We start from the raw sequence: 2336 nt of genomic DNA on the forward strand, positions 1-2336 counted from the left end.
ATCCGGGCTGACATTTTGGGCTCGATGCAGACATGCGGCGGTGCAGTGGTCTTTTAACCGACGGCCCTGGCCAGTTGCTCGGTCGGTCCCGGCCCTTTCCTGCCGTTCTCCTCTTAACATTCATGCCGCAGCGCGGCCCGTCGAACCCGCCTTTCATGGCGTCGTGCAGCATGACCTGACAGGCCGAAGCCCGCTGTGCGGACGAAACTGCCGTTCGCGCAACAGCAGGCAATTGCGACAGCCAGCATAGTGCAGCATAGTAGGTCAATTGACTGCTGCGCCTGCAACATGTGTGCGGGGTCGAAAGGTCAAGCCTCCTGCCCGATGTAGTGCTGCACTACGCTCGGCCGGGGATGTCCGGGGAATACAAGGTTGGAAGTCCCTCGCGGAGATACGCGAGGGACTTGTCCTCACACTACCGTCACCGGCTCGGGATCGTCCCGCTTGACGGCGGTGCCGCGGGCCACGCGCACGTCCTCGCTCGGTGCGCCGATGCGCTCACCGTGTTCGCGGATGGCCTCGCGGTCGCTGGCCTCGTAGATGCAGACCGACCCGATGCGGCCGTCCTCCTCGGTTACCGCGTAGCTGCGGATCCAGCGCAGCCGGTCCTTCATCTCCTCGCCGACCTGGAGCGATTTCTCGTTGGTCGCGGCGAGTTCGTCCTCGTTCAACCAGATGCCATGACGGCGGATGATGTAGAGATCCATCTTTGCCTCCTCTCGGTTTGTTCATAACCAGAGAATTGGCCCGGACCGGGCAAAATGGCACCGGGTGATGCTGACGGAAAGCAGGGGCTATCGTGCCAAACAGTCTTGCAGCGGGTGAAATCCGGGCGCCTTGATGGCAATGTGGATGAAATGACGGAGAGAAGCGACAAGCTGGACGTCGCGGTCGTTCTCGTCAACGACGGTTACGCGTCGACGGCCGTTGGCCCGATCGAGGTCTTCTCGGCTGCTGGAACGATGTGGAACGAAATGTGCGGCGATGACCCCGAGCCGCGGTTCCGCGTCACCACGGCGTCGATGACCGGCGAGCCGGTCAAGAGCGCCTATGGGTTGCAGATCGTCCCGGACCGGGCCATCGCGGACCTCGGGCCGGTCGACCTGGTCATGGTCTCGGCCTCGGGCCCGGTGCCGGACGAATGGATGGCGCGCCACGCCGCGATCCCGCCCTGGCTGGCGGAGCGGTATCGAAACGGTACGCGGATCGCCGGGGTCTGTTCTGGCGTCGCGTTGCTGGCCGAGACGGGACTGCTTGCCGGTCGGACGGCCACGACGCATTGGGGCGTCGCCGACGGCTTCCGGGAGCGATACCCAGATGTCGACTGGCAGACCGACCTGCTCATCACCGAGGATGCCGGTCTCTACTGCAGCGGCGGTGTCAACGCCGCGAGCGATCTGAGCCTGCACCTTGTCGAGCGTCTCTGCGGTCGCGACGTGGCCATCGAGTGCTCGAAGGCCTTGCTTCTCGACATGCCGCGACCGAGCCAGTCCGGCTATGCCCTGCTGCCGCTGGCGCGGCCGCACGGTGACGACAAGGTCCGCGACGCCGAGCAGCACCTCACGGGACACTTCGCCCACGACGTTCCTGTCGAGGAACTCGCAGACGTCGCAGGCATGAGCCGGCGCAACCTCGTGCGCCGCTTCAAGCAGGCCACGGGCCACATGCCGGGAGCCTATCAGCAGATGCTGCGCGTCGCGGCGGCGCGAAAGATGCTCGAGGACGGCGCGCCATCGATCGAGCATGTCGGGCTCTCCGTGGGCTACGAGGATGTCGCGTTCTTCCGGCGCATCTTCAAGCGCCATTGCGGCACCACGCCGTCCGCGTATCGTGATCGGTTTCGCCTGGGCAGGGAATAGACCCGGCGCGTGGACGTGTGGGAAAGGCTCCTCAAGCGGAGGAGCCCTTCTTGGGGCACAACACCAAGGATTTCCGGGTGCGGGCGCGATTACGGATGCGCACCCGGTCCTTCGAAGAGGATCATCTCGACGCGTTCGTTGCCCGCGACATAGGCGTCGTGACCCGGCGGGATCTCGAAGAAGTCGCCTTTGGTGATGGGCGTCTCTTCGCCGCTCTCGACCATCCGGACGACGAGCAGGCCGGACATGCAGTAACCGGTGTGGTGCATCGGGCAGGTCTCGGGATGACCGAGGAGCGGCTTCTCGTCTGCCTCCCAGGTCCAGCCGAGCAGCTTCGGCAAGGCGCACTGGCCGAAGGCCAGTTCCGGGTAGCCTTGTTTAGCAGGCTGCTGAAAAACTCTGCCTCGACAGGGGTTTGAGAACGTGATTCACCCTTTGCACGGCATGCTGGAGGTGATGATGCGCGGGACGGACGAT

General features: G+C 64.6%; 3 protein-coding genes. 1 reads left to right on the plus strand and 2 read right to left on the minus strand.

Annotated features, from left to right (window positions below):
• Window positions 1-410: 410 nt before the first annotated feature.
• The gene (locus P1J78_RS24625; protein ID WP_275570016.1) at window positions 411-707 is read right to left on the minus strand and encodes a nickel-binding protein; all 297 of its coding nucleotides are present in this window, start codon (window positions 705-707) and stop codon (window positions 411-413) included.
• Window positions 708-761: 54 nt separating this feature from the next.
• On the opposite strand from P1J78_RS24625, the gene P1J78_RS24630 reads away from it, so the two are divergent.
• A complete protein-coding gene (locus P1J78_RS24630) occupies window positions 762-1859 on the plus strand; it encodes a GlxA family transcriptional regulator (RefSeq protein ID WP_275570017.1) in 1098 nt (365 codons plus the stop codon).
• An 89-nt stretch (window positions 1860-1948) separates the two neighbouring features.
• Here P1J78_RS24630 and P1J78_RS24635 read toward each other — a convergent pair whose 3' ends face one another.
• Window positions 1949-2200, minus strand: a complete 252-nt coding sequence (locus tag P1J78_RS24635; RefSeq protein ID WP_275570018.1) for a cupin domain-containing protein — start codon at window positions 2198-2200, stop codon at window positions 1949-1951.
• Window positions 2201-2336 lie beyond the last annotated feature (136 nt).

Origin of the sequence: Psychromarinibacter sediminicola (genome assembly GCF_029168335.1) — a bacterium.
GTDB lineage: Bacteria > Pseudomonadota > Alphaproteobacteria > Rhodobacterales > Rhodobacteraceae > Psychromarinibacter > Psychromarinibacter sediminicola.

What these genes read in the sequence shown, in the direction of transcription:
- P1J78_RS24625 (WP_275570016.1), bottom strand. Translation starts at nt 707, where the DNA reads ATGGATCTCTACATCATCCGCCGTCATGGCATCTGGTTGAACGAGGAC.
- P1J78_RS24630 (WP_275570017.1), top strand. Translation starts at nt 762, where the DNA reads ATGGCACCGGGTGATGCTGACGGAAAGCAGGGGCTATCGTGCCAAACA.